Annotated in this window: 14 protein-coding genes; 7 read left to right on the top strand and 7 right to left on the bottom strand. The window is 67.0% G+C overall.

Annotation, left to right across the window (positions count from 1 at the left end; genetic code table 11):
- Positions 1 to 6: 6 nt before the first annotated feature.
- The 4 genes from HMPREF2716_RS11085 to uvrD form a co-directional block, all read right to left on the bottom strand.
- A complete protein-coding gene (locus HMPREF2716_RS11085) occupies positions 7 to 210 on the bottom strand; it encodes a DUF1127 domain-containing protein (RefSeq protein ID WP_003096877.1) in 204 nt (67 codons plus the stop codon).
- A gap of 377 nt (positions 211 to 587) precedes the next feature.
- Positions 588 to 2,081 carry an acetyl-CoA hydrolase/transferase family protein gene (locus HMPREF2716_RS11080; RefSeq protein ID WP_003096875.1) on the bottom strand — a complete coding sequence of 498 codons (1,494 nt, stop codon included), beginning with the start codon at positions 2,079 to 2,081 and terminating at the stop codon, positions 588 to 590.
- A 97-nt stretch (positions 2,082 to 2,178) separates the two neighbouring features.
- Positions 2,179 to 2,607 carry an EamA family transporter gene (locus HMPREF2716_RS11075; protein WP_003096873.1) on the bottom strand — a complete coding sequence of 143 codons (429 nt, stop codon included), beginning with the start codon at positions 2,605 to 2,607 and terminating at the stop codon, positions 2,179 to 2,181.
- A gap of 37 nt (positions 2,608 to 2,644) precedes the next feature.
- Complete coding sequence (gene uvrD, locus HMPREF2716_RS11070) at positions 2,645 to 4,831, bottom strand: DNA helicase II (RefSeq protein WP_070621892.1); 2,187 nt, start codon at positions 4,829 to 4,831, stop codon at positions 2,645 to 2,647.
- 176 nt (positions 4,832 to 5,007) lie between these two features.
- Here uvrD and HMPREF2716_RS11065 point away from each other — a divergent pair, with 176 nt between their 5' ends.
- The 3 genes from HMPREF2716_RS11065 to HMPREF2716_RS11055 are packed head-to-tail and all read left to right on the top strand — an operon-like array spanning position 5,008 to position 10,842.
- Positions 5,008 to 7,860 (top strand): putative bifunctional diguanylate cyclase/phosphodiesterase, encoded by a 2,853-nt coding sequence (locus HMPREF2716_RS11065; protein WP_023132391.1) that lies wholly within the window; start codon positions 5,008 to 5,010, stop codon positions 7,858 to 7,860.
- Positions 7,861 to 7,918: 58 nt separating this feature from the next.
- Entirely contained in the window at positions 7,919 to 10,120 is a 2,202-nt protein-coding gene (locus HMPREF2716_RS11060) for a PA5441 family protein (RefSeq protein WP_023518216.1), read from the top strand.
- On the top strand, positions 10,117 to 10,842 hold the full coding sequence (locus HMPREF2716_RS11055; RefSeq protein ID WP_003096864.1) for a DUF3142 domain-containing protein: 726 nt from the start codon (positions 10,117 to 10,119) through the stop codon (positions 10,840 to 10,842). The genes HMPREF2716_RS11060 and HMPREF2716_RS11055 overlap by 4 nt, the downstream gene beginning before the upstream one ends.
- Here the strand turns inward: HMPREF2716_RS11055 and yegQ are convergent.
- Complete coding sequence (gene yegQ, locus HMPREF2716_RS11050; RefSeq protein WP_023518215.1) at positions 10,836 to 12,230, bottom strand: prephenate-dependent tRNA uridine(34) hydroxylase TrhP; 1,395 nt, start codon at positions 12,228 to 12,230, stop codon at positions 10,836 to 10,838. The two genes, HMPREF2716_RS11055 and yegQ, sit on opposite strands and share 7 nt — an antisense overlap.
- Positions 12,231 to 12,310: 80 nt before the next feature.
- Complete coding sequence (gene zwf / locus HMPREF2716_RS11045) at positions 12,311 to 13,777, bottom strand: glucose-6-phosphate dehydrogenase (protein WP_003096859.1); 1,467 nt, start codon at positions 13,775 to 13,777, stop codon at positions 12,311 to 12,313.
- An 85-nt stretch (positions 13,778 to 13,862) separates the two neighbouring features.
- On the opposite strand from zwf, the gene hexR reads away from it, so the two are divergent.
- Together hexR and HMPREF2716_RS11035 are read left to right on the top strand one after the other, a co-directional pair.
- Complete coding sequence (gene hexR, locus HMPREF2716_RS11040; RefSeq protein ID WP_003096857.1) at positions 13,863 to 14,744, top strand: transcriptional regulator HexR; 882 nt, start codon at positions 13,863 to 13,865, stop codon at positions 14,742 to 14,744.
- A gap of 106 nt (positions 14,745 to 14,850) precedes the next feature.
- A complete protein-coding gene (locus tag HMPREF2716_RS11035) occupies positions 14,851 to 15,066 on the top strand; it encodes a PA3496 family putative envelope integrity protein (protein ID WP_003117619.1) in 216 nt (71 codons plus the stop codon).
- Here the strand turns inward: HMPREF2716_RS11035 and pycR are convergent.
- The gene (pycR, locus tag HMPREF2716_RS11030; RefSeq protein WP_003121355.1) at positions 15,020 to 15,955 is read right to left on the bottom strand and encodes a LysR family transcriptional regulator PycR; all 936 of its coding nucleotides are present in this window, start codon (positions 15,953 to 15,955) and stop codon (positions 15,020 to 15,022) included. The genes HMPREF2716_RS11035 and pycR overlap by 47 nt on opposite strands.
- Positions 15,956 to 16,168: 213 nt before the next feature.
- Between pycR and HMPREF2716_RS11025 the strand changes: the two genes are divergently transcribed.
- Both HMPREF2716_RS11025 and oadA read left to right on the top strand, forming a co-directional pair.
- Entirely contained in the window at positions 16,169 to 17,584 is a 1,416-nt protein-coding gene (locus HMPREF2716_RS11025) for an acetyl-CoA carboxylase biotin carboxylase subunit (protein ID WP_003096848.1), read from the top strand.
- Between the two features lie 15 nt (positions 17,585 to 17,599).
- Positions 17,600 to 19,423, top strand: coding sequence for a sodium-extruding oxaloacetate decarboxylase subunit alpha (gene oadA / locus HMPREF2716_RS11020; RefSeq protein WP_043494939.1), 1,824 nt, complete (start codon positions 17,600 to 17,602; stop codon positions 19,421 to 19,423).
- The last annotated feature ends 103 nt before the right edge of the window (positions 19,424 to 19,526 follow it).

The following is a 19,526-nucleotide window of genomic DNA, read 5'->3' as shown; positions in this document are numbered from 1 at the left end:
TATCGCTTAGCGCCAGAACGGCTTGTTCAGCTCGGCGTAGCGCTGGGCTTCGCTGATGCCGGCGTCGGCGAGCAGGCGGGAGTCCAGGCGGGCCAGCTGGCGACGGCTCTGGATGCGGCGCTGCCACAGTTTCATGGTGCCCAGCAGGCTGCTGCTGCGGCGGTTGGAGCGAGCGATGTCGAAAGTGTTGGAACCGAGGGTACGTTCCATGATGTGTCGATCCTTCCCACTTGTGGTGGGTAGTCAGGTTGCTAGTGATTAACTGAGCAATATGATCTGACTAACAGGTCAACAAGAATAGGAACAGTTGCGGAGAATTGCGTTGGATCACCGGGGTGTGTTTCCGAACTGTATGGGTTGTTTCGGTGCGTAACTGTACTGCTCTGCACCGTCATGGTGCGTTACCGAAAGAAACAACGAAGTGTTACAGCAGGAAAAGCGGAAGGGCCGGGTCGGCGTGTTGCGATGGCAGCAAGAGAAAAGGCCGCCGAAATATGTTTTTACGTGGTTTTTTCTGCCCTGTCCAGACGCCCGGAAGAATTAATCGTCCGGGCGCTGGAAATAGTTGCGGATGAAACGGTTCAGCCTCAGCCGGCCAGCATGTGTCCGCGTTCTTCCAGGTTCAGGTGCCAGGCCAGCGCCTCGCGCAACAGATGCGGCGTGTGGCCGCCTTTCGCGCAAGCCGCCTCGAAGTAGTCCAGCAGCGGTGCCTGGTAGGACGGGTGGACACAGTTCTCGATGATCACCCGGGCCCGTTCGCGAGGCGCCAGGCCGCGCAGGTCGGCGAGGCCCTGCTCGGTGACGAGGATGTCGACGTCGTGCTCGGTGTGGTCGACGTGGCTGACCATCGGCACCACGCTGGAAATGTTGCCGCCCTTGGCGATCGACTTGGTGACGAAGATCGCCAGGTGCGCGTTGCGGGCGAAGTCGCCGGAGCCGCCGATGCCGTTCATCATCTTGGTGCCGCCGACGTGGGTCGAGTTGACGTTGCCGTAGATGTCGAACTCCAGCGCCGTATTGATGCCGATGATGCCCAGGCGACGGACCACCTCGGGGTGGTTGGAGATTTCCTGCGGGCGCAGCACCAGCTTGTCCTTGTAGCGCTCCAGGTTACCGAACACGTCGGCGTTGCGCCGCGGCGACAGGGTGATCGAGCTGCCCGAGGCGAAGCGCAGCTTGCCGGCGTCGATCAGGTCGAAGGTCGAGTCCTGCAGCACTTCGGAGTACATGGTCAGGTTCTCGAACGGCGACTCGATCAGGCCGCACATCACCGCGTTGGCGATGCTGCCGATACCGGCCTGCAGCGGGCCGAGGCTGTTGCTCATGCGCCCGGCGTCGACCTCGCGCTTGAAGAAATCGATCAGGTGGTTGGCGATGGCCTGGGTCTCGCCGTCCGGCGGCAGCACGGTGGATGGCGAGTCCGGCTGGTCGTTGATGACGATGGCGACGATCTTCTCCGGCGGGATCGGGATCGCCGTGCTGCCGATGCGGTCGTCGACGCGGGTCAGCGGGATCGGCGTGCGGGTCGGCCGGTAGGTCGGGATATAGATGTCGTGCAGGCCTTCCAGGTTGGTGCTGTGGGCCAGGTTGATCTCGACGATGACCTGCTTGGCGAAGATCGCGAAGCTCGCCGAGTTGCCCACCGAGGTGGTCGGCACGATGTGGCCCTGCTCGGTGATCGCGGCGGCTTCGATGACGGCGATGTCCGGCAGCTTCAGTTGGTGGTTGCGCAACTGCTCGACGGTTTCCGAGAGGTGCTGGTCGATGAACATCACTTCGCCGGCGTTGATCGCCTTGCGCAGGGTGCTGTCGACCTGGAACGGCATGCGCCGGGCGAGCACGCCGGCCTCGGTGAGCTGCTTGTCGAGGTCGTTGCCGAGGCTGGCGCCGGTCATCAGGCTGATACGCAGCGGACGTTCCTTGGCGCGCATGGCCAGCGCCTGGGGTACGGCCTTGGCCTCGCCGGCGCGGGTGAAACCGCTCATGCCGACGGTCATGCCGTCCTGGATCAGGTCGGCGGCTTCGGCCGCACTCATCACCTTGTCGAGCAGGGAGGGCAGGCGCACGCGATCACGGTACATGGAACGAACCTCAGACGACGAATTATTAGAGGCCGCCAGTCTAGGGTTTCCGCGATTTTTCGCCTTTATACCAAGGTCGAAGCGCCATTCAGCGGGCTTATGGGCGGATTGCCAGGACCACCACGCCCGCTGTCACCAGGGCTACGCCGAGCCATTGGCGCAGGTCCAGGCGTTCGCCGAGGAAGGCCACGCCGAGCAGTGCCACCAGCACCACGCTGAACTTGTCCAGCGGCGCCACCAGCGACGCCGGGCCGAGCTTGAGGGCGCGGAAATAGCAGATCCAGGAGGCACCGGTGGCCAGCCCGGAGAGCACCAGGAACAGCCAGCTGCGCGGCGGGATGCTGCCCGGGGCTTGGAACTTGCCCAGGACCGCGAGGATGCCGCCGAGGGTGACGAGGATCACCAGGGTGCGGATGAAGGTGGCGAAGTCCGAATCGACCCGGTCGAGGCCGATCTTGGCGAAGATCGCGGTCAGCGCGGCGAACAGCGCCGAAAGCAGTGCCCAGAAGGCCCAGGATGCCAGCATGTCGTCCTCCTCCGGGCCTTCTCCACGGGCTGCGCCGCTACAGGGCTTCCAGCTTGGCGTAGCCGAGCATCAGCCACTTGCTGCCTTCGCTCTCGAAATTCACCTGCACCCGGGCCTGGGCGCCGGCGCCTTCGAAGTTGAGGATAGTCCCTTCGCCGAACAGCGCGTGGCGCACCCGCTGGCCGAGGGAGAAGGGCGTCTCCGGCACCCCGGCGCCGCTGAAGAGGTTGCCGCCGGCACTGCGCGAGGTGCCGCCGTAGGGGCGGCTGACGGTATTGGACAGGCGCACTTCCTGGATCAGCGCCGGCGGGATCTCGCGGATGAAGCGCGAAACCTTGTTGTAGGTCTCGCTACCGTAGAGCCGGCGGGTCTCCGCGTAGGTCAGGACCAGTCGCTGCATGGCGCGGGTGACGCCGACGTAGGCCAGGCGGCGTTCCTCTTCCAGGCGGCCGGATTCCTCCAGGCTCATCTTGTGCGGGAACAGCCCTTCCTCCATGCCGACCAGGAACACCAGCGGGAACTCCAGGCCCTTGGCGCTGTGCAGGGTTATCAGCTGGACACTGTCCTCGTGGGCGTCGGCCTGGGTTTCCCCGGCCTCCAGGGAGGCGTGGCTGAGGAAGGCCTGCAGCGGGGTGAGGTCTTCCTCTTCCTCGCTGTTCTCGAAGGCGCGGGCGGCGCTGACCAGTTCCTCGAGGTTCTCCACCCGGGCCTGGCCTTTCTCGCCTTTTTCTTCCTTGTGGTAGCTGATCAGTCCGGACTGCTCGATCACCGTCTGGGTCATCAGGTGCAGCGGCATGTCCATGACCTTCGCCGAAAGATTCTCGATCAGCTCGACGAAGCCGGTCAGGGCGCTGGCGGCGCGGCCGGGCAGGACCTTGTTGGCGATCATCAGGCGGATCGCCTCCCACATCGACACATCGTTGCCGCGGGCGAATTCGCGGATGCTCTCCACGGTCTTCTCGCCGATGCCGCGTGCCGGCACGTTGACCACCCGTTCCAGCGCCGCGTCGTTGCCGCGGCCGTCGAGCAGGCGCAGGTAGGCCATGGCGTTCTTGATCTCGGCACGCTCGAAGAAGCGCTGGCCGCCGTAGATGCGGTAGGGAATCTTCTCCCGCAGCAGGGCTTCCTCCAGCACCCGCGACTGGGCGTTGGAGCGGTAGAGGATGGCGATCTCGCTGCGCGCCAGGCCGCCCTTGAGCGCGCTCTCGATCGATTCGACCACGTAGCGCGCCTCGTCGTGCTCGTTGAACGCGGCGTACAGGCTCAGCGACTCGCCGTCCTCGCCGTCGGTCCACAACTCCTTGCCCAGGCGTCCCTGGTTGTTGGCGATCAGGGCGTTGGCGGCCTTGAGGATCGACGCGGTGGAACGGTAGTTCTGCTCCAGGCGGATCACCTCGGCGTCGGCGAAGTCGTCGCTGAACTGCTGGATGTTCTCGATCCGTGCGCCACGCCAGCCGTAGATCGACTGGTCGTCGTCGCCGACCACCATCAGGCTGTCGCCGCCCTTGGCGAGAATCCGTAGCCAGGCGTACTGCACGGCGTTGGTGTCCTGGAACTCGTCCACCAGGATATGGCGGAAGCGCCGCTGGTAGTGCTCGAGCACGCCGGGATGGTCGCGCCAGAGGTCCAGGGCGCGCAGCAGCAGCTCGGAGAAGTCGATCACCCCGGCGCGGGCGCAGGCCGCCTCGTAGGCTTCGTAGATCTTCAGCATGGTGGCGAGGAACAGGTCGCCGCCGGGCTGGATGTGTTGCGGCCGCAGGCCCTCGTCCTTCTGCCCGTTGATGAACCACTGGGCCTGGCGCGCCGGCCAGCGCTGCTCGTCGAGGCCGAGTTCGCGGATCACCCGCTTGACCAGGCGTTGCTGGTCGTCGCTGTCGAGGATCTGGAAGTTCTCGCTCAGCCCGGCCTCGCGCCAGTGCGCGCGCAGCAGGCGATGGGCGAGGCCGTGGAAGGTGCCGACCCACATGCCCGCCGGATTGATCCCGAGCAACTGCTCGATGCGGTGGCGCATCTCCGCCGCCGCCTTGTTGGTGAAGGTCACCGACAGGATGCTGTAGGGCGAGGCGTGCTCGACCTGGATCAGCCAGGCGATCCGGTGCACCAGCACGCGGGTCTTGCCCGAGCCGGCGCCGGCGAGGACCAGTTGGCGGCCCAGCGGCGCGGCCACGGCCTGGCGCTGCGGGTCGTTGAGGGAGTTCAGCAGGAGGGAGAGGTCGTCGTTCATCGCGGCATTCTACCGGGGCGGGGAAAAGCCGGGCAAACCGGGCCGCCATTCGGCGCAGGCCGGCGCAGCGTCGGGCCTGGCTGCGGAAAAATGCTCTATCCCGGCCTTGGGCAGCCTGCCCCTGCTCGGTTATGCTCCGGCCACTTCAAGGCAAACCACTACAAGAACAAGCGCCTATGACCGTCCATGTCGAGCCCTTGGCGCTGCCGGGCGGCAGCACCGATGTACTGCGGCTCTACGCCCGCGAAATTGCCATCGAGCGTACCCGGCTCCTTTATCTCGGCTCGCGCACGCCGACCCTGCTCATGCTGCTCGGCGGCGTGACCAGCGCCTGCCTGGTGTGGGGCAAGGTCAGCAGCTGGCTGCTCGGTGGCTGGCTGGTCTGGCTGGTGTTGCTCGCCGTCCTGCGCCTGCTGCAGGTCGCCGCCTTCCAGCAGGCCGACAGCCGTCGCCAGGCCAGCCGCCACTGGCGGCGGACCTTCCTGTGCGGCGCCGGCGCCTCGGGCCTGACCCTGGCGTTCGCGGTGATCATGCTGGTCCCGGCCGATGCCTTCCTCCAGCAGGTGCTGGTGTTCGGCCTGGTGGCGGCGGCGATCCTCTCCGCCAGCGTCGCCTATGCGGTGAGCCTGCCGGCCTTCCTCACCTTCGCCTTGCCGGGCCTGCTGCCATCCATCGTTTTCCTGCTGTTGCAGCCGCATAGCCTGTTGCAGGGCTGGGGCGTGCTCGGCCTGATCCTGCTGGTGGCGCTGCTGGTGGTCGCCGGGCAGATCCACCGGCTGGTGCAGGGCGCGCTGCTGCGACGCTTCCAGACCCAGGCGCTGAACCTGCACCTGGAGCGCGTCAACGCCGAGGCCGAAGCGCTCAATCGCAAGCTCGCCCAGGAGGTCGGCCAGCGACGCCTGGTCGAACGCGAGCTGCGCGCCGCCCGCGATGCCTTGCAGCGCCGGGTGGAGGCGCGCACCGAGGAGCTTGGCGCGACCAGCCAGGCGCTCAGCCAGAGCGAGGCGCGCCTGGCCATGGCCCTGGAGGCCAGCGAACTGGGGTTGTGGGACTGGAACCTGGAGAGCGGCCGGGTCCAGCATTCCTATCTCGAGGCGGTCTTCAGCGCCGGGGACGGTCCCGAGGACTATCGCAGGCTGATCGAAAGCATCCACCCCGGCGACCTGCCGCGTATCCGTCGCGCCCTCGCCGAACATCTCAAGGGGCGCAGCGAGCTGTACCGGGTGGAGTACCGCGTGCGCGACCGGGAGGGCGGCTGGCGCTGGCTGGAGGATCGTGGCCGGGCCATGGCTCGCGACCCGCGGGGACGGGTGACGCGGATGCTCGGCACGCGCAGCGACATCAGCGCGCGCAAGCGCCTGGAAGAGCAGCAGCAACTGGCCGCGACAGTGTTCGAGGCGGCCAGCGAGAGCATCGTGATCCTCGATCCGGCCTACAACCTGCTGGCGGTCAACCAGGCCTTCAGTCGCATCACCGGCTATCGCCGCGAGGACGTGGTCGGGCGCAACGCCAGCCTGCTGGTGAATACCCCCGAGGCCCAGCGCCACTACCGGCAGATCCGCGCCGAGCTGCGCCAGCACGGGCAGTGGCAGGGCGAACTGGTGGATACGCGGAAGAATGGCGATCCCTATCCCCAATGGCTGCAGCTCAACCTGCTGCGCGACGGCAATGGCGAGGCGACCCACATCGTCGGTTTCTTCACCGATCTCAGCGCCCGCCGCGACGTCGAGGAGCGCCTGCGTCACCTGCTGCACTACGACGAACTGACCGGCCTGGCCAACCGCCGGTTGTTCCGCGAGCGGCTGCACGAGGCGGCCCAGCGGGCGCGCCAGGAGGAGGGCGGGCTGGCCCTGCTGCTGATCGACCTGGACCGCTTCAAGCTGCTCAACGACAGCCTCGGCCACGAGGTCGCCGACCAGTTGCTCAGGGAGATGGCCCAGCGCCTGCGGCGCACCGCGCCGGAAGCCAACACCCTGGCGCGTCTGGCCGGCGACGAGTTCGCCATCCTCCTCGATGGCGGCACCGGCGCCGCGGCCCTGTCGCGCCTGGCCGAACGCCTGCTGGTCCAGTTGCGCCAGCCGGTGAGCGTGCTCGGCCACGAGCTGATCCTCGGCGCCTCGCTGGGGATCAGCCTGTTTTCCGAGCAGGCGCGGGAAATCTCCGTGCTGATGAGCCAGGCGAACCTGGCGATGCAACATGCCAAGCAACTCGGCGGCAACACCTTCCAGTTCTTCCGCGACAACCTGCAGGACAGCACCCTCGAACGCCTGCGCCTGGAAACCCGGTTGCGCAAGGCGGTCGAGGAGGGCCAGCTGGACGTGCATTACCAGCCCAAGCTGTGCCTGGCCAGCGGCCGCCCGGACTCGGTCGAGGCGCTGGTGCGCTGGCACCATCCGGAGGAGGGCATGATCCCGCCGTCGACCTTCATCGGCCTCGCCGAGGAGTGCGGGTTGATCGGCGAGATCGGCGAATTCGTCCTGCGCCGGGCCTGCCTGCAGGCCGCCGAGTGGAGCCAGCGGGGCCTGAACCTGCGGGTCTCGGTGAACCTCTCGGTCCACCAGTTGCGCCAGGGCGACCTGCTCGACGTAGTGCGCTCGGCGCTGGACGACAGCGGCCTGCCGGCGGCGCAACTGGAGCTGGAGTTGACCGAAAGCCAGTGGCTGGACGCCCTCGACAGTGTCCTGGCGACCTTCCGCCAGTTGCGCGAGATGGGGGTGAAGCTGTCGGTCGACGACTTCGGCACCGGCTATTCCTCGCTCAGCTACCTGAAGCGCCTGCCGCTGGACTACCTGAAGATCGACCAGTCGTTCGTCCGCGACCTGACCCAGAACAGCGAGGATGCGGCGATCATCCGGGCGATCATCGCCATGGCCCACAGCCTCGACCTGAAGGTGGTCGCCGAAGGCGTGGAAACCATCGAACAGCGGGACTTCCTGGTGGCCCAGCGTTGCGACGAGCTGCAGGGCTACCTGATCGGCCGGCCGTTGCCGGCCCATGCCCTGGAGGAAGGTTTGCGCCAGGCTCGTTGAACGCGATCCGGCGGAGTATGCTGTAGCACTTTCGACTCCCACGAATTAAGGACGATTCATGCGCTCGAAGCCGCTTCTTCCCGCCCTCCTGCTGGTGGGCGCCGGTCTCTCCCCGCTGGCCCAGGCCAGCAGCGACGACTCCTGCTATCCCGATTGGTCGCTGGTCGGCGGCGGTGTCTGCGATACCCTGCCGTTCCTCGCCCCGGGCAACGACACCCGCGCCAACCTGCGCCTGCTGCTGGCCGACGCCGGCCACTGGCGGCTGGTGGAGGCGCCGCCGTCGGAGGAAGAGAAGCTCGAAGGCTACGGCCTGGTACCGTTCGGCCTGTTCCGCCTGCTGCCCGGCGACGGCAGCCAGCCGCCCGCGCCGCCGGCGGCGAGCGAGGCCGAGACACCGCCGCCTGCGCCAGCGCCCTCGCCGCTCGCCGAACTGGCCCGGCAGATGGGCGCCGAAGCGCTACCGGAAAAGATCGCCGGCGCCGAATTCTTCGAGGGCGAGGGCAGCCGCTGCCGCAGCAACGACCAGGGCAGCGCGCTGGCGTTTCTTCGCCAGGTGCGTGACGCCGGGCTGGGCGAGGCGGAGACCAAGGCCCTGGCCAACAGCCGCCTGGACCTGCTCGGTGCCTGCGGCTGGGAACAAGAGGAACTGGGCGGTGTGCTCGCGCAAGGCGTCGAGTCGGCCGCAGGCAAGGCCTTCGCCACGTACCTGGAGGCTGCGGCCAACTTCTACAGCGGTCGCTTCGACGAAGCCGAACAGGGCTTCAAGGCGTTGCAGGACGTGTCGCAGCCCTGGCTGAAGGAAACCGCCCTGTACCTGCAGGCGCGCACCCTGCTCAACGCCGCCCAGCAGAACGCCTTCGACGACATGGGCTTCCCCGAGCTGCAGAATGTCGACAAGGCTCGCCTGGAACAAACCCGCAGCGCCCTCGAGGCCTACCTGCAGGCGTATCCGAAGGGGCTCTACGCCGCCTCGGCCAAGGGCTTGCAACGGCGCGTGCACTGGCTGGCCGGCGACCAGAAGCTGCTGGCCCAGGACTATGCCGCGCAATTCGCCGAAGCCGAGCAAGGGCAGCGCAACATGGCCCTGGAAGACCTGGTCCAGGAGGTCGACAACAAGCTCCTGACCGGTATCCAGCTCGGCGACATCCAGACTCCGCTGCTGCTGGCGGTGGCCGACCTGGTGCAGATGCGCGCCCACGATCCGTCGACCCCGCGCAGCTTCACCTGGGAAACGCTGCAGGCCCAACAGGCCAGCTTCGCCGCGCATCCCGAACTGTTCGCCTACCTGCAGGCGGCCTATCGCTTCTATGTCGACCAGGATCCGGCGAAGACCCTCGAAGCGCTGCCGCAAAAGGTCGGCAGCCTCGACTACGTCGGCTTCAGCCAGCAGACCCTGCGCGGGCTGGCGCTGGAGCAGCAGAAGGACTGGAAAGCCGCCGAGGCGCTCTGGCTGGAACTGTTGCCGCAGGCCGCGCAGCCGTACCAGAAGGGCCAGTTGCAGCTGGCCCTGGCGCTCAACTACGAGCGCAGCGGCCAGTTGGAAAAGGTCTTCGCCGAAGGTTCGCCGGTCCAGGAGCCGCTGCTGCGCAGCATCCTCCTGCGCAACGTCGCCGACGCCGCGCTGTTGCGCCGCCAGGCCAAGCAGGGCGCGACGGCGGAAGAGCGCGATACCGCGCTGTTCACTCTCCTTTACAAGGACCTGCGCCGCAGCCGCTTCGCCGACTTCGGCAAGGACTTCGCGCTGCTCGGCGAAACCCCCTCGCAGACCAAGCTGGGCACCAGCCTCGGCTATGTCTACGGCGCCGGTAACAGCCTGGAGCTGTTCCGCTGGAAGGGCGACAAGGCCGAGTCCGGCTACGTTTGCCCGGCCATCGCCGAGTCGGCCGCGGCGCTGGCCGCCGATGACAAGGACCCGAAGGGCCTGAACTGCCTGGGCGAATTCATCCTGCGCAACGGTCTCGACGGCATGCCGCTGGACAGCCAGCCCGAGGCCAACGAGCTGGGCGGCACCCCGAGCGGCTTCAAGGGCGAGGTGTACTCCCGGCTGGATGGCTATCGCCTGGTCATGGACAACCCCAAGGCTCCGCGCGAAGACAAGGCCTACGCGCTGTTCCGCGCGATCAACTGCTTCGCCCCGGCCGGCTACAACACCTGCGGCCAGCAGGACATCCCGCAGGCCGAGCGCAAGCAATGGTTCCGTACGCTCAAGTCGACCTACGCCGACAGCTCCTGGGCCAAGGAACTGAAGTACTACTGGTGAGGCGCTGGCGAGCCTGGCTGGCGGGCCTGTTGCTGGGCCTGCCGCTGTTGCCGTCCGTCGAGGCCGCGGTGCGCGCCGAGGACTACGGCGCCTTCTGGCTGTGGAGCGGCGTCGCGCCGCAGCCGGTGCTGGCGCGGGCCGAGACGCTGTACATCCTGCAGGGACAGATCAGCCAGTCGCGCCGGCGCCCCGGCGAGGGCGTGCGGCTGATCGCCCAGGGCATCTCGGTGCCGCGCCTGGCGCGGGGTGAGGTCTGGGTGGTGTACCGCGCCCATACCCTGCGCTGGACGCCGCAGATCTACCAGGCCGTGCTGAACCAGGTGCAGCGCTGGAAGCGTGCCGGCAACCCGGTGGTCGGCATCCAGATCGACTTCGATGCGCGTACCCGCTACCTCGACGAGTACGTCGATTTCCTCCGCGACCTGCGCCGGCGCCTGCCCCGCGAATACCGCTTGAGCATCACCGGGTTGCTCGACTGGGGCAGCAACGCCGAGCCGGCGGCGATCAACCGGCTCAAGGGCGTGGTCGACGAAGTGGTGGTGCAGACCTACCAGGGGCGCCACAGCATTCCCAACCACGCCGCCTACCTCCCGCGGGTCAGCCGCCTGCAACTGCCGTACCGGATCGGCCTGGTCCAGGGCGGCGACTGGCAAGCCCCCGACTACCTGGAAAAGAGCCCCTGGTTCAGGGGCTACGTGGTGTTCCTGCTCAACCCTCAGTGAGCGCAGCCGCAAGCGCCCTTGCCGGCACACCCGCCGCTGCGTTCGGCCTGCGGCTGGCGGGTATCCTGGCCGGGCTGGAGATCGCGCATCAGTAGCGCGTAGCACAGGTCCAGGCCTTCCGGCAGCGCCAGGTAGACCACGTGGCCATTGCCCGGCGCCACCTCGATGGCCTCGCCGGCGGCGTTGCGCAGGTCCTCCACGCGCAGGCTCAGGTTGCCTCGCGGAGTCATCAGTTCGACGCTGTCGCCGCGCTGGAAGCGGTTCTTCACCTCCACCTCGGCCAGTCCGTCGCGGCGTTCGCCGGTGAGTTCGCCGACGAACTGCTGGCGCTCGGACAACGAATGGCCGTGCTGGTAGTTCTGGTACTCGTCGTGCACGTGGCGGCGCAGGAAGCCCTCGGTGTAGCCGCGGTGGGCGAGGGACTCCAGGGTGTCCATCAGGCCGCGGTCGAACGGCTTGCCGGCCGCCGCGTCGTCGATCGCCTGGCGGTAGACCTGGGCGGTGCGCGCCACGTAGTAGTGGGATTTGGTGCGGCCCTCGATCTTCAGCGAGTGCACGCCGATCCGCGCCAGCCGCTCGACGTGCTGCACGGCGCGGAGGTCCTTGGAATTCATGATGTAGGTGCCGTGTTCGTCCTCGAAGGCGGCCATCGGTTCGCCGGGACGGTTGCCTTCCTCGAGGAGGAACACCTGCTCGGTCGGCGCGCCGCGTCCCAGGGTCGGCTCCCGCGCCACCACGTTGCCCAGCTCGTCCTCGCGGCCCTCCACCGCCTTGTATTCCCAGCGGCAGGCATTGGTGCAGGTGCCCTGGTTGGGGTCGCGGCGGTTGATGTAGCCGGACAGCAGGCAGCGCCCGGAATAGGCCATGCACAAGGCGCCGTGGACGAACACTTCCAGCTCCATGTCCGGCACCTGCTGGCGGATTTCCTCGATCTCCTCCAGCGACAGCTCGCGGGAAAGGATCACCCGGGTCAGGCCCTGCTGCCGCCAGAATTGCACCGCGGCCCAGTTCACCGCGTTGGCCTGCACCGACAGGTGGATGGGCATCTGCGGGAAATGCTGGCGAACCAGCATGATCAGGCCGGGATCGGACATGATCAGCGCATCCGGACCCATGTCGACCATCGGCTCCAGGTCGCGCAGGAAGGTTTTCAGCTTGGCGTTGTGCGGGGCGATGTTGACCACCACGTAGAAGCGCTTGCCAAGTGCGTGGGCCTCGGCGATGCCTTCGGCCAGTTGGGCGTGGTCGAAATCGTTGTTGCGCACCCGCAGGCTGTAGCGCGGCTGCCCGGCGTAGACGGCATCGGCGCCGTAGGCGAAGGCATAGCGCATGCTTTTCAGGGTGCCGGCGGGGCACAGCAGTTCGGGGCGGAGGGTGGTGGCGGTCATGGTTCGGGCTCGCAACGACGTGGGCGCGCGACTCTAGCCGAGCGCGCGCCGGGCGATCCTGAGCCGGATCAATGTCCGCGTCATTCCAGCCAGCGTCGACCCTGCAGTTCCAGCAGCAGTTGCGCCTGTTCCGGGCCGTTGCTGCCGGCCGGGTAGGGCCGCGGGCTCTGGTAGTGCTCGCGCCAGCCGGCGAGGATCGGGTCGACCCAGCCCCAGGCGGCCTCTACCTCGTCGCGGCGCATGAACAGCGTCGAGTCGCCCTCGATCACGTCCAGCAGCAGGCGCTCGTAGGCGTCCCAGCGCCGCTTGTTGCGGCTGAGGGCCTCGGCCAGGTTGAGGTCCAGCTCCACCGGTTCCAGTTGCATGCCCTTGCCCGGGGTCTTGGCCATCAGTTGCACGCTGATCCGCTCCTCCGGCTGCAACCTTATCCACAGGCGGTTGGCCGGCCCGCCGCCGCCGTCGATCAGGCTGTGCGGCACCGGCTTGAACTGGATGACGATTTCCGAGCACTTGCGCGCCATGCGCTTGCCGGTGCGCAGGTAGAACGGCACCCCGGCCCAGCGCCAGTTCTCGACCTCGGCCTGGAGCGCGACGAAGGTCTCGGTATCGCTGTCGTTGTCGACGTTCTTCTCGAAGTAGTACGCCGGCACCTCCTGGCCGCCGATCCTGCCGGCGGCGTACTGGCCGCGTACCGTCTTGTCCTGCACGTCGAGCCCGGAGATCGGCTTCAGCGCCTGCAGCACCTTGAGCTTCTCGTTGCGCACAGCCTCGGCGTCGAAACGCACCGGCGCCTCCATCGCCACCAGGCAGAGCAACTGGAGCAGATGGTTCTGCACCATGTCGCGCATCGCCCCGGCGTGGTCGTAGTAGCCGCCACGGTTCTCCACGCCAAGGGTCTCGTTGACGCTGATCTGCACATGGTCGATGTGCGCCGCGCGCCAGACCGGCTCGAACAACGCATTGGCGAAGCGCAGGGCCATCAGGTTCTGCACGGTTTCCTTGCCCAGGTAGTGGTCGATGCGGAACACCCGCGACTCGTCGAACACCCGGCCGATGGACTGGTTGATCGCCCTCGCCGAGTCCAGCGAATGGCCCAGCGGTTTTTCCAGCACGATGCGCGCTTGCGGCCCGGCGAGGCCGGCGATGGAGAGGTTCTGCGCGATCGGCGCGAACAGGCTCGGCGAGGTTGCCAGGTAGTGCACCAGCACCCGGCCCTCGCTGCTCTTCAGGTGCCGCGCGAGACGGCCGAAGTCGGCGCTCTGCGAGGCGTCCATGGCCAGGTAGTCGAGGCGCGCGGCGAAGCCTTTCCATTGTTCGGCGGCGAACTCGCTGCGCGCCACCACCGCGCGGACGTTGCGCTCGGCGAGGGCGAGGAAGGCGGCGTTGTCCAGCGCGCTGCGGGCGAGGGCGAAGATCCGTGTATCGGCCGGCAGGCGGTCCTCCCGGTGCAGGCGATAGAGCGCCGGCAGCAGCTTGTGCAGGGCCAGGTCGCCGGTACCGCCGAAGACCAGGATGTCGCAGGACGTTGGAGTGGCTGGTGTACTCAAGGCAAGCTCCCGACGGCGTTGGCTGGGCGTGGCTGACTGTTTGTAGTATAACTACAAGGTTACTACAGAGAATCGAGCCCAGCCTGTGAACCTGCTGCAGCACATAGCCCAGTCCCGCCAACAGCTCCGCAAGTCGGAACTCAAGGTCGCCGATCACGTTCTCAACGATCCGGCGTCGGTCATGCACAGCTCCATGGCCGAACTGGCCCATGGGGTCGGGGTCAGCGAGCCGACCATCGTGCGCTTCTGCCGCGCCATCGGCTGCAGCGGCTTCCAGGACCTCAAGCTGAAGCTGGCGCAGAGCCTGGCGGCCGGCGCCAGCTTCGGCCAGTTCTCGATCCATGAGAGCGACTCGGTGGCCGACTTCAGCCTGAAGATCTTCGACACCACGCTGCACAGCCTGATGGAAGTCCGCGAGCACCTGGACACCCACGCCCTGGAGCGCGCCATCGCCGCCATCGCCCACGCCCAGCGCGTGGAGTTCTACGGCTTCGGCGCTTCCGGCGCGGTGGCCTCGGATGCCCAGCACAAGTTCTTCCGCCTGCTGCTGTCGGCGGCGGCCTACTCCGACCCGCACATGCAGGCGATGTCGGCGGTGACCCTCAAGCCCAGCGACGTGGCCATCTGCATTTCCCAGTCGGGTCGCTCGAAGGACCTGCTGATCACCGCCAACCTGGTGCGCGAGGCCGGCGCCACGCTGATCACCCTGTGCCCGAGCCAGACCCCGCTGGCCGACCTGGCCACGGTCAACCTGGCGATCGACGTGCACGAGGACACCGACATCTACACCCCGCTGACCTCGCGCATCGCCCACCTGGTGGTGATCGACGTGCTGGCGATGGGCGTGGCCATGGCCCGCGGCCCGGACCTGGTCAACCACCTCAAGAGCGTCAAGCGCAGCCTGCGCAGCCTGCGCCTGTCGCCGAAGGTGATGAAGAACCAGGAAGAGCGCGGCGAGCCGTCCTGAGGCGCCGCCGGGAAGGCATAACGCAGTCTTCACCGGCTTGCCGCCAAACCGTCACATTGCTGCGCGATGCTCGCGACTCCAGCCAGTCGGCCATGGGAGACGCGAGATGCCCCGTCATAGCGATGCCAATGCCCAGCACGTGGATTCGAAAACCCGCCGCAAGCTCGAAGACCAGCGGCGCATGCAATTCCGCCGGGCGATCGAGGACCACTGCGAAGAACTGCGCCTGCGCCAGGAACTGGCCGACTACCCCGATCTGGTAGCCGCCGCCTACCTCAGCTCGAACCGCCAGGGCCGGCGAAGCGCCCAGCGAGCTGGCTGATCAGCGCCCGCTCCTCGCGGACGAAGGCGACGAACGCCTGGGCCACCGGGCTCAGGCGCTTGCCCTTGGCGTGCACCAGGCACCAGCTGCGATAGAGCGGCAATTCCTCCACCGGTAGTTCGCGCAGCAGGCCGTTGGCCAGTTCCTGGTGCGCCGCATGGCGCGGCAGCAGGGCCAGGCCGAGGCCGGCGATCACCCCTTCGCGCAGGGACTCCAGCGAGGCGATCTCCTGGATCTGCGAGAAGTGCGCGCGGCGTTGCTGGAAGAACTCCTCGCAAGCCTTGCGGGTGCCGGAGCCCGGTTCGCGGACCAGTAGCGGGAAGGGCTCCAGGTCCTTCAGGGCCAGCTTCGCGGCGTTGCACAGCGGATGGTCCGGCGGCGCCACGGCGATGATCGGGTTGTTCAGGAAGGGCAGGAACTCCAGGGCCATGTCCTGCGGTACCAGGGACATGATTACCAGGTCGTCGCGGTTGTCGGCCAGGCGCTTGATCACCTGGGTGCGGTTGACCACCGTCAGGCTCAGGCTGACTTCCGGATGCAGGTTCTGGAACGCCTTGAACAGGTGCGGGGTGATGTACTTGGCGCTGGACTCCACCGCCAGGCGCAACTGGCCCTGCAGCGAGCCCTTCAGGTCCGAGAGCTGCATGTCCAGGCTTTCCAGGCGCTGGAACAGGTCGGTGCTGGTCTTCAGCAGGGCTTCGGCGGCATCGGTCAGGTAGAGCTTCTTGCCGACGTACTCGAACAGCGGCTGGCCGACCAGCTCTTCCAGTTGGCGGATCTGCAGGCTGACCGCCGGCTGGGTCAGGGCCATTTCCTCCGCCGCCCGGCTGTAGGAGCGGCTCTCGCATACGGCACGAAAAACCTGAAGCTGCCGTAATGTCATACGCATCAACGACTTACGCATTCCAGTCACACTCTGACCGAGATCGGTCGGGCGACTATAAAGCTTTTCTAATGGCTATCCCAATAATTATTGATTTTTGTTAATCACCCTCACGGGGGTAGGGTAAAAGCGCGACCGGGAGCTGCCTGCCGGTCATGCAGCGACCGGAATATCCGGATCGACCGTACCAGGTTCCCAACCCCGAAGAGGGAGACCTCCGTGATCAAGAAGATCCTGATCGCCAACCGCGGCGAGATTGCCGTCCGCATCGTGCGCGCCTGCGCCGAGATGGGCATCCGCTCGGTGGCCGTCTACTCCGAGGCCGATCGCCACGCGCTGCACGTCAAGCGCGCCGACGAAGCCCACAGCATCGGCGCGGACCCGCTGGCCGGCTACCTCAACCCGCGCGCCCTGGTGAACCTGGCGGTGGAAAGTGGCTGCGACGCCCTGCACCCCGGCTATGGCTTCCTCTCGGAAAATGCCGAGCTGGCGGAAATCTGCGCCGAGCGCGGTATCAAGTTCATCGGCCCGTCGGCGCAAGTGATCCGCCGCATGGGCGACAAGACCGAAGCCCGCCGCAGCATGATCGCCGCCGGCGTGCCCTGTACCCCCGGCACCGAAGGCAACGTCGCCGATCTCGCCGAGGCCCTGCGCGAAGCCGAGCGGATCGGCTACCCGGTGATGCTCAAGGCCACCTCCGGCGGCGGCGGTCGCGGCATCCGTCGCTGCAACAGCCGCGAGGAGCTGGAACAGGCGTTCCCGCGGGTGATCTCCGAGGCGACCAAGGCCTTCGGCAGCGCCGAGGTATTCCTCGAGAAGTGCATCGTCAATCCCAAGCACATCGAGGCGCAGATCCTCGCCGATTCCTTCGGCAACACCGTGCACCTGTTCGAGCGCGACTGCTCGATCCAGCGCCGCAACCAGAAGCTCATCGAGATCGCCCCGAGCCCGCAGCTCACTCCCGAGCAGCGCGCCTATATCGGCGACCTGGCGGTGCGCGCGGCCAAGGCGGTGGGCTACGAGAACGCCGGCACCGTGGAGTTCCTGCTCGCCGACGGCGAGGTGTACTTCATGGAGATGAACACCCGGGTCCAGGTGGAGCACACCATCACCGAGGAGATCACCGGCATCGACGTGGTCCGCGAGCAGATCCGCATCGCTTCCGGGCTGGAGCTGTCGGTCAAGCAGGACGACATCGTCCATCGCGGCTACGCCCTGCAGTTCCGCATCAACGCCGAGGACCCGAAGAACAACTTCCTGCCCTCGTTCGGCAAGATCACCCGCTACTACGCCCCCGGCGGCCCCGGCGTGCGTACCGACACGGCGATCTACACCGGCTACACCATCCCGCCGTACTACGACTCGATGTGCCTGAAGCTGATCGTCTGGGCGCTGACCTGGGAAGAGGCCCTCGATCGCGGCCTGCGCGCCCTCGATGACATGCGCGTGCAGGGGGTCAAGACCACCGCGCCGTACTACCAGGAAATCCTCCGCAACCCGGAATTCCGCAGCGGCCAGTTCAACACCAGCTTCGTCGAAAGCCACCCGGAACTGACCCAGTACTCGATCAAGCGCAACCCGTCGCACCTGGCCATCGCCATCGCCACCGCCATCGCGGCCCACGCCGGCCTGTAAGGGAAGGAGCAGAACATGAGCAACACCATCCAAGCGAAGAAGACCGGCGTCACCGATACCATCCTGCGCGATGCCCACCAGTCTCTGCTGGCGACCCGCATGCGCACCGAGGACATGCTGCCGATTTGCGACAAGCTCGACCGCGTCGGCTACTGGTCGCTGGAAGTCTGGGGCGGCGCCACCTTCGACGCCTGCGTGCGCTTCCTCAAGGAAGACCCGTGGGAACGCCTGCGCAAGCTCAAGGCGGCGCTGCCCAACACCCGCCTGCAGATGCTCCTGCGCGGGCAGAACCTGCTCGGCTACCGCCACTACAGCGACGATGTGGTGCGCGCCTTCGTGGCCAAGGCGGCGGTCAACGGCATCGACGTGTTCCGCATCTTCGACGCGATGAACGACGTGCGTAACCTGCGCGTCTCCATCGAGGCGGTGAAGGCCGCCGGCAAGCACGCCCAGGGCACCATCTGCTACACCACCAGCCCGGTGCACACCATCGAGGCCTTCGTCGCCCAGGGCAAGGCGATGGCCGACATGGGCGTCGACTCCATCGCCATCAAGGACATGGCCGGCCTGCTCACCCCCTATGCCACCGGCGACCTGGTCAAGGCCCTGAAGGACGCCCTGCCGCTGGACGTGGTGGTGCATTCCCATGACACCGCCGGTGTCGCCAGCATGTGCCAGCTCAAGGCCGTGGAAAACGGCGCCGACCGTATCGACACGGCGATCTCCAGCATGGCCTGGGGCACCAGCCACCCGGGCACCGAGTCGATGGTCGCGGCGCTGCGCGGTACCCCCTACGACACCGGCCTGGACCTGGAGCTGATCCAGGAGATCGGCATGTACTTCCACGCGGTGCGCAAGAAGTACCACCAGTTCGAGAGCGAATTCACCGGCGTGGATACCCGCGTGCAGGTCAGCCAGGTGCCGGGCGGGATGATTTCCAACCTGGCCAACCAGCTCAAGGAGCAGGGCGCGCTGAACCGTATGGGCGAGGTGCTCGAGGAAATCCCGCGGGTCCGCGCCGACCTCGGTTTCCCGCCGCTGGTGACGCCGACTTCGCAGATCGTCGGCACCCAGGCGTTCTTCAACGTGCTCGCCGGCGAGCGCTACAAGACCATCACCAACGAAGTGAAGCTGTACCTGCAGGGCCGTTATGGCAAGGCCCCCGGCGAGGTCAACGAGCAACTGCGGCGCCAGGCCATCGGCAGCGAGGAAGTCATCGACGTGCGCCCGGCCGACCTGATCAAGCCGGAGCTGAACAAGCTGCGCAGCGAGATCGGCAACCTGGCCAAGTCCGAGGAAGACGTACTCACCTACGCGATGTTCCCGGACATCGGGCGCAAGTTCCTCGAAGAGCGTGAGGCCGGCACCCTGAAGCCCGAGGAACTGCTGCCGATTCCCACCGGCAAGGGCGTCGCCGCCGCTGGCGCGGAAGGCACCCCGACCGAGTTCGTCATCGACGTGCACGGCGAGACCTACCGCGTCGACATCACCGGGGTCGGCGTGAAGAGCGACAACAAGCGGCACTTCTACCTGTCCATCGACGGCATGCCGGAAGAAGTGGTGTTCGAGCCGCTCAACGAATATGTCGCCGGCTCCGCCAGCGGCCGCAAGCATGCCAGCGAGCCGGGCCACGTCAGCACCACCATGCCGGGCAACATCGTCGACGTGCTGGTGAAGGAAGGCGATAGCGTCAAGGCCGGCCAGGCGGTGTTGATCACCGAGGCGATGAAGATGGAAACCGAGGTCCAGGCCGGCATCGCCGGTACGGTCAAGGCGATCCACGTGGCCAAGGGCGACCGGGTCAACCCGGGCGAGATCCTGATCGAGATTGCGGGCTGACCGCGACAGACGGTTAAAGTCCCTGGGGGAGCATGATGCTCCCCTTTTTTTATCGGCATCGGTTGCCGCGTCGGCCGGCTGTTCGCCCTGCCAGGGTGCGCCC

This window comes from Pseudomonas sp. HMSC076A11, assembly GCF_001810205.1.
In the GTDB taxonomy this organism is placed as follows: domain Bacteria; phylum Pseudomonadota; class Gammaproteobacteria; order Pseudomonadales; family Pseudomonadaceae; genus Pseudomonas; species Pseudomonas aeruginosa.
Note: the sequence above shows the minus strand (reverse complement) of the source record. Positions and strands in the feature narration are given on the sequence as shown.